Source organism: Myxococcus sp. CA039A, assembly GCF_013336645.1.
Classification (GTDB): domain Bacteria; phylum Myxococcota; class Myxococcia; order Myxococcales; family Myxococcaceae; genus Myxococcus; species Myxococcus llanfairpwllgwyngyllgogerychwyrndrobwllllantysiliogogogochensis.
The window spans coordinates 1-6971 of sequence record NZ_JABUMQ010000458.1 but is presented as its reverse complement, the minus strand read 5'-3'; the positions used below and the strand labels follow the sequence as shown (position 1 = coordinate 6971).

At 68.9% G+C, this 6971-nt stretch carries 10 protein-coding genes and 1 pseudogene; 9 read left to right on the top strand and 2 right to left on the bottom strand.

The genetic code is table 11. From position 1 onward, the window contains the following. The 7 genes and pseudogenes from HR086_RS43265 to HR086_RS43235 all read left to right on the top strand — a co-directional run. Window positions 1–275, top strand: a pseudogene (locus HR086_RS43265) (hypothetical protein); the annotation flags it as partial. Then, window positions 272–1177, top strand: a complete 906-nt coding sequence (locus tag HR086_RS43260) for an AEC family transporter (RefSeq protein ID WP_141643630.1) — start codon at window positions 272–274, stop codon at window positions 1175–1177. The pseudogene HR086_RS43265 and the gene HR086_RS43260, both read left to right, overlap by 4 nt. A gap of 385 nt (window positions 1178–1562) precedes the next feature. After that, window positions 1563–1823: a hypothetical protein gene (locus HR086_RS43255; protein ID WP_373564432.1), complete on the top strand. Its 261-nt coding sequence runs from the start codon at window positions 1563–1565 to the stop codon at window positions 1821–1823. Between the two features lie 89 nt (window positions 1824–1912). Beyond that, a complete protein-coding gene (locus tag HR086_RS43250; protein ID WP_254626713.1) occupies window positions 1913–2410 on the top strand; it encodes a head protein in 498 nt (165 codons plus the stop codon). Window positions 2411–2550: 140 nt separating this feature from the next. Next, the gene (locus tag HR086_RS43245; protein ID WP_246137254.1) at window positions 2551–3351 is read left to right on the top strand and encodes a nucleotidyltransferase family protein; all 801 of its coding nucleotides are present in this window, start codon (window positions 2551–2553) and stop codon (window positions 3349–3351) included. A gap of 100 nt (window positions 3352–3451) precedes the next feature. Continuing rightward, entirely contained in the window at window positions 3452–4123 is a 672-nt protein-coding gene (locus HR086_RS43240; RefSeq protein ID WP_141643627.1) for a hypothetical protein, read from the top strand. Window positions 4124–4304: 181 nt separating this feature from the next. Next, window positions 4305–4697, top strand: coding sequence for a hypothetical protein (locus HR086_RS43235; protein WP_141643626.1), 393 nt, complete (start codon window positions 4305–4307; stop codon window positions 4695–4697). A 54-nt stretch (window positions 4698–4751) separates the two neighbouring features. On the opposite strand, the gene HR086_RS43230 is transcribed toward HR086_RS43235, so the two are convergent. Further along, complete coding sequence (locus HR086_RS43230; RefSeq protein WP_141643625.1) at window positions 4752–4961, bottom strand: hypothetical protein; 210 nt, start codon at window positions 4959–4961, stop codon at window positions 4752–4754. Between the two features lie 242 nt (window positions 4962–5203). Here HR086_RS43230 and HR086_RS43225 point away from each other — a divergent pair, with 242 nt between their 5' ends. Together HR086_RS43225 and HR086_RS43220 are read left to right on the top strand one after the other, a co-directional pair. Continuing rightward, window positions 5204–5398, top strand: a complete 195-nt coding sequence (locus HR086_RS43225) for a hypothetical protein (RefSeq protein ID WP_141643624.1) — start codon at window positions 5204–5206, stop codon at window positions 5396–5398. A 100-nt stretch (window positions 5399–5498) separates the two neighbouring features. After that, window positions 5499–5777, top strand: coding sequence for a hypothetical protein (locus tag HR086_RS43220; protein WP_141643623.1), 279 nt, complete (start codon window positions 5499–5501; stop codon window positions 5775–5777). Between the two features lie 10 nt (window positions 5778–5787). Here HR086_RS43220 and HR086_RS43215 read toward each other — a convergent pair. Next, window positions 5788–6971: hypothetical protein (locus tag HR086_RS43215; RefSeq protein ID WP_254626712.1), on the bottom strand; the 1184-nt coding region annotated here is incomplete at its 5' end.

Sequence of the window (6971 nt, the reverse complement as noted above, 5' to 3'; positions counted from 1 at the left end):
GGTTGGGGTTGATGCCGTGTCTCCAGGGAGACCTCACGCCGGGTTTGCGGCGGTTGTTGCCTCCGGTGGTGGCGCTGCGGCGTGACATCTGGCTGGTGGTTCACGCGGACCTGCAGCAGAACGCGAGGGTGCGGGCGGTGATGGACTTCCTGGCGGAGCTCATCCAGCGCGAGCGCGCGTTGTTGTCGGGAGGCGGGGTGGTGGGCGTTGGGAAACAGGAGTCACGGTCGCCGCGCGCGGGACAGCGTCGACGCGGGAAGGCGCGGGCGTCATGAGTCAGGTCATCGGGTTGTTGGGGACGTGTCTGGTGCTGGGGGTGCTGGCCCGGCGCAGTGGGAAGTTCCCCGAGGGCTCGGCGGGGCCGTTCAACACGTTCGTGCTGTACGTGGCGCTGCCGGCGCTGGTGTTGCGGGTGATGCATCGGCTGGAGTTCGTGCCGTCGCTGCTGGTGGCCGCGGTGGTGCCGTGGCTGTACTACCTGGCGGCGGGGCCGTTCTTCCGGTGGCTGGGGCCTCGGCTGGGGTTGGGGAAGGAGTCGGTGGCGGCGCTGGTGTTGACGGGAGGGTTGGGCAACACGGCGTTCGTCGGCTTGCCGATGGCGGAGGCGTTGCTGGGTTCGGAGGGGCTGGCGGTGGCGGTGGTGGCGGACCAGCTCGGCTCGTTCCTGGTGCTGTCCACGTTGGCGACGCTGGCGGCGGCGCGAGCGAGCGCGGAGGTGGAGCTGCCGCTGAGCGCGCTGGCGAGGAAGGTGGCGACGTTTCCGCCGTTCGTGGCGTTGGTGGTGTCGCTGCTGTTGCGACCGGTGGGGTATCCGGTCTGGGTGGAGTCGGTGCTGGAGCGGCTGGGGGCGTTGTTGACGCCGCTGGCGTTGTTCTCGGTGGGGTTGCAGTTGCGGCTGTCGGGCATGAGGGCGCGGTTGCCGGCGCTGTCGCTGGGGCTCTTCTACAAGCTGGTGCTGGTGCCGGGGGTGGTGACGCTGGGGTTGTTGGCGTTGCCGGGGTTGTCGCCGGTGGTGGTGCAGGCGACGGTGCTCCAGGCGGCGATGGCGCCCATGGTGAGCGCGGCGATTCTCGCGGCCGAGCATCGGTTGGACCCGGAGCTGGCTGTGCTGATGGTGGGCGTGGGGATTCCGCTGTCCTTCGTCACCGCGCCCCTGATGTTGTGGCTGGTGCGGTGATGGACCTGTCTGGCGAGGGTGTGTGAAGACCTATCGATTCTCAGAGCAGCTCGCCGCAGTGGTCGTGGGTGTGGCGCTCGTGGCTTGTAGTTCGTCCCGACAGGTGGCTCCTGAAAGTGCCACTGAGCTCCAGCGACTCGTGCTGGTCATCCGAGAACAAGGGGATGGCGCCGTGACTCATTCATGGGAACCGGCCGAGGGGTTCGACCTGCCGCGCCAGGGGCCTCGCGCACGCTTGCGAGCGACGCCGGTCGTGAGTCGGCCGCGTGATTGTGACGAGGAGAATCGCGAGTGCATCCGGGAGTGCATGCGCCGACCTCTGGCAAGGGGCTTTGGGCATATGACCTCGGGTGGGAGAAAGTACGGAGGAAAGGAAGACTATTGCGTGGACCGCTGCCAGCAGCCCTATCGGGACTGCAGGGAACTGGAAGGGTTGCGACCCCAGGAGTTCACCGCAGTAGACGAGGCGGTGGACTGGTTGAAGCGGCACCGCAACGAGCTATTGCTGGGAAGCACGTGCATCATCGCGGGCGTGGTTTTCGTCGTGGTGTCGATGGGAGCGGGCTTGGTGGTCCTTGCGCCGGCTGCCCTCTTCGCACAGGACGGAGCCCATGTCCTTCCTCTCACCGCCGAGGTGATGCCTTGAGTAATGGTACGCGGTCCCTCGAAGTGCGGGAACTCCTCGGACAGCTCCGAGAGAAATCGTCTGATGAGGATGAAAAAGCGAAGCTGCTGATGGCGATGGATGCACTCGCGTTCATCACTCAATCGGGGCAGGCCTACGTGTTCGCGGATTACATCCGAGGGATGGAGGAGCATGCTCCTCCCCTCGTCATCGCGAGCTTCAAGACTCGCTCAGAGGCAAAGCGCTGGCTGGACGCGCACCCCGAGCCACCGGATGGTGCCCACCTCCTGATTGCTGGTGAGTATCACCGTGTCGTCTACTTCCAAGAGAAGGGCTTTCGCCACTTTCTCCCAAGTCCCGTGCTTGAGTTCTATCTTCAGGACATTGAAGAAGAGGGACTCCCTCCGCCCGTCGCCACGTTCGACACAGTCGAGCAGGCGCAGGCCTGGGTCGACAGTCAGCCTGAGCCCCCGCGTCAGGTGCTCATCCTCATCAACGGTGCGCCCCACCTCGTGGCGTACCACTACCGCGTCAACGTCCGCGCCATCTACCCGATGTCCCTGGCCGCGAAGGCCGCACCTGCCCCCGCGGACGAGCCAGCCGACTGAGAAGAACTCACGCCCGCTCGCCTGCCCTTCGGGCGGGTGCGCGGACGACTCGCTGACGTGCCGGCCCTGCTCCCCTATCTTCCCTCATGGCCGAGCAACCACCGAAGGCCTCCGGGGCACCCGGAGGAGACCCGAGGCGGATGGAAGTGCGGCGCTCCGTGGCGGAGCTGGGCGCGCGCACCTACGCCATCCAACTGCTTTCCGACGCTGGCATCCCCTTCCTCGTGGGCGGCGCCTACGCCTTCGCTCACTACACGGGCATCTATCGCGATACCAAGGACCTGGACCTCTTCCTCCACCGCAAGGATGGAGACCGCGCCCTCGAACTCCTCGCGCGCAACGAATGGCGCACCGAGAGCGAGGTCCACGGCTGGCTCCACAAGGCCTTCTGGGCGGACTTCCTCGTCGACCTCATCTACGGCTCCGGCAACGGCATCACCGCCATCGACGAAGCCTGGTTCGAGCACGCCGTCCCCGCGCAGGTACTGGGCTGCCCGTGCCGCGTCCCTCCCGCCGAGGAAATCTTCTGGAGCAAGGCGTTCGTCCTCGAGCGAGAGCGCTTCGATGGCCACGAACTCACCCATCTGCTCCTGAAGACCGGCGCGACGTTCGACTGGGAACGCCTGCTGCGCCGCTTCGACCGCTACTGGGAAGTCCTCCTCTCCCATCTGCTCTTCTTCCGCTTCGCCTATCCATCCGACCGCGCCATTGTCCCCGACTGGCTGATGCGCGAATTGCTCTCCCGCGCGGACAGCTCCGTGGACCACGGGAACTGGCAGGAGCGCATCTGCCGGGGACGACTGCTCTCACCCACCAGCTACCGCGTCGACGTCGACGAGTGGGGCTACGAGGACGGCGACTCCTGGGACAAACGCGAGCGCAAGCGCGATGACCCGTCCCTCGCGGCAGGCGGCGCTCCAGGCGCTCACGGGCCCCACTGAGCCCGTCCCTCCATGCGAGCCCACGGGGTGCACGGCCATGCCCGCCCCGGGCTCGCGACCCTACCTTCCCTCCAGTGCCCAGAGGAAAGGCAGGTGCCCCGTGTCACGCCCCGAATCCGGACCCCGAGGAGCGCTCGGCAGGCTGAGCGCGGTGCTGCTGTCGCTCGGACTCGCCGCGCCCGCGAGCGCGCAGCTCGCCGTCTCCGAACGCGGCGGTCCCATCCGCTTCCAGGTAGGCGAAGAGTCCCTCACGGTGTCCCTGAGTCGCGACGTCGTGCGCGGCGGAGGCTTCGACCTGCGTCGCACCGGCTCCTCGCTCAAGGGCCGCCTGCGCGGCGGTGACGTGGACCTGCGCTGGCCCCAGGGGCCCATCGTCGGACGCGTGGGCGTGGAGGACAGCCGGCTCGAACTGTCCCGCATGGCCTCCGAGCAGGGCCTGCGCGTGGATGGCGAACTCGCCCACTGGCCCACCTCGCTCGTCATCTCCCCCGTGGGCATCTCCGGCGACGTGGGCGGCTGCAGCTACACCCTGACGGTGGCGGGGGGCCACTACACCGGTTGGCGCACCTGTCAGCCCGACGTGGACGGCGAGCCGACCTCCGTCTCCCTCAGCCTGCCGAAGACGATGGAGGTCCTCGGGGAGAAGGAGCAGGCCGCCCTGCTGTCGCTCTTGCTCTCCGCGCAGGGCCTGCCGCCCGCACCGCCTCGGGAGGCCTCCGACTCCGGGCGCACCCTGGAAGGCCCCGGCCTCGACGAAGGTCCGCGCAGGTGAGGCCCCCGCACCCCACCGTGTCCGCTCTGCTCGAAATAGTGAAATCGAAGTGCAGATGCCACGGTGAGTCATGGGCCCATGCCTGACGGGGCACCCACGGGTCATGCTTCAATCCCTCTCCAGCGCGCACGCACGTGCGTGATGGGCCATCGCCCATCCTTCGCTGAAAGAGAGCCCACCCATGAAGCTGTCCCTGACGGTGCTGTCGGCGCTGGTCGTGTCCGGTCTGCTGGCCTGTGGTGGAACCGAGGCCGTCGAGGCGCTGGAGCCTCTCGCCCAGGAGGAGAGCGCGCTCGAAACGTGTACGACGACCTGTTCGAATGGGTCGACGGTGTCCTGCACGGGCACCACGTGCAACACCTACCCGGGCGAGTCCGTCGAGTGCGATGGGCTGCACAAAATCTGCCCCATTTCGCTGCCCTCCATCTGCCTGCAGCCCAACAGCTCCTGCTTGAGCCTCGCGGGCAAGGCGTGCTCCCCGGCGGGCAGCGGCACGCGCTCGTGCTGCATCAACCGGCGCGTCGGAAACTGCTTCTGCACCATCCAGGGGGTCTGGGCCTGCTCCGCGAATTGAGCCTGCCCGTGGGGTGAGCGCGTCGAGCCTCGTGGATGCTCGACGCGCGGGACATCAAGCCGTGGCCGCCGCGCCGAAGGACAGCTCCACGCCGTTGTCCTTCACGCGCATGCGAGGTTTGGACAGCCAGTGGCAGTGGGCGCAGTAGCTGTGCGCCCCGGAGGGGCTGGCGCGCACGTTCACCGCCCCACCGCAGAGCACGCAGCCGTCGGGAAGGACGAATTCGGCGAACCGCTCGCCGATGTTGCTCTCGAATTCAGTCATGCCTCTGAGTTAACGCAGGAATCGCGCGGCACAAGCAGACCGCTCCAGGCCCTGGGTACGCGCCCTGGAGGGCATCGCACCCTTCCACCCCACAAGCAGGCAGGCAGGCGGGCATGGCTGCATTCCTTACCGCCTCGCGGCCGACTGACGTCCCGTGGACACCGCAACCCCGGGCATCCGCGTGGACTGACTGGCACGGTGATTGATCTCCAAGACGCCAGGAAACGGGAGAGGGGGACGGCATGGGTGGCGTGGAGCGCGTGGACGTGAGCGAGGACAGGAAGGGCTGGGGGGTGGAGGTCGTCACGTCGGAGGGCGAGGTGCGGCGCTACCGGTACCGGAGCGAGGCCCAGGCGCGCTACTTCGCGGCCGTCTTCGCGCTGGGGCCCCGGGTGCTGCCCCCCGTGCGCCGGGGGAAGGCCCGGAAGGCCGCTTGAGGGCCTCATTCCGGGGGGATGTCCGGGGACCAGGCCTCCAGGCGCCGTCACCGTGGCTTCCCACTACCCTTGCGGGCGGGTTTCGGGGAGGCTTTGCGTCATGAGCGACGCGAGCAAGCCCTTCCTCATCCCCGCCAACCGGCAGTACATCACCAAGGAGCCGGACCCCGCGGGCCGCTGGTCCACGCTGTTCCCGGACATGATTGGCTACAAGAACCAGGGTGGCGGCAAGGTGCCGGCCGACTTCGGCTGGAACACCAACCCCAAGCAGTGGCAGGAAGAGATGACGCCGGGCACGCTGGCCGAGCGCTTCAACGAGCTGCGCGTGCTGCCGTCGAAGGCGGAGGCTCCCGCGCTTCCCGCCGACACGAAGAAGTAGTCGCGGCCCCCTAGCTGAAGGGCAGGGCCGCGAGGCGCTCCCTGAAGCGCTCGAGCAGGCCGTATGAGCCCGTCTCGGCCAGTCCCTCGGCGGCCTCCTGTCGCGCCTTGCGCAGGAAGCCGTCGAACGGCGCCGAGCGGCCGTACAGCGCCGCCGCCGTGTCCACCGCGTCCGCCAGCACGCGCGCCGCGCCTGGCGAGCCGAGCGTCAGGTGCATCTCCGCCTGCTCCAGCTTCGCGCCACACGCCGCCCACAGCTCGCGGTCATGCACGACGAGCCACGTGCGCGTCACCTCGTCCATGGCCTCCTCCAGGAAGGCGAGGAAGGGCTCGACGAGCGAGGGCAGCACGTCCGCCGCCAGTTCGGGCTGTCCTCCCGCGTCCTGGAGGCGCGCGCGGAAGGTGAGCACGTGGTGCTTCTGCGGCGTGCGCAGCGCCACCGAGGCGGACAGGGTGATGAAGGCCGACACGCTCTCCGCCATCTGTCGGGCCAGCGGGGGTCGTGACGGGGCCTCCGCCTTCGTCGCGCGCTCCAACCGTCCTTGCAGCGAGCGGCGCAGGTCCGCCGCCGCCCCGCGCAGCGCCGAGCGCGCGCCCACCTGGTGCACGTAGCCGGGCACCACGTCCTCGCGGCGCACGTCCTCGAAGGCCGCCGCCGTCAGGTAGACGAGGTCGCCGATGCGCACGCGGAAGTCGGCGCGGAACGCCTGGAGCTTGGCCATCAGCGTCCAGCGGTCGCTGACGACCTCCGGCTTTCGCATCTGCTGGCCCAGCTCCGACACCCTCTTGGACAGCCGCTCCGCGGTGGCGTGGAGCACCGCCTCCACCTCCTGCGCCAGCCGCTCATCGGAGCTGGCGGGGGGAGGGGCCCAGCCGGTGTCCCCGGTGCTCGCGGAGCGCGAGGGCGGGGGGAACTGCTGGTGGATGGCGCTGACGAGCTGGTTGACGCCCACGAGGGTGTCGCCGATGGCGGGGGCCATGGTCTCCCAGAGGGACAGGTCCGCGCCGCCGTCCGACTCCAGGGAGGTGGGCTCGTAACGGGCGATGCTCAGGTGTCCCAACTGGTCGATGGCCACCGCCGCCGCGCGATGGACGCGCTCCAGCCGGTCCGCCAGGTGCCGGTCCGTGAGCGACTCCAGCAGCGTCTCCAGTCGCGAGGGCAGGGCATCCGGGGGAGCTCGGGCGGCACGGGGCT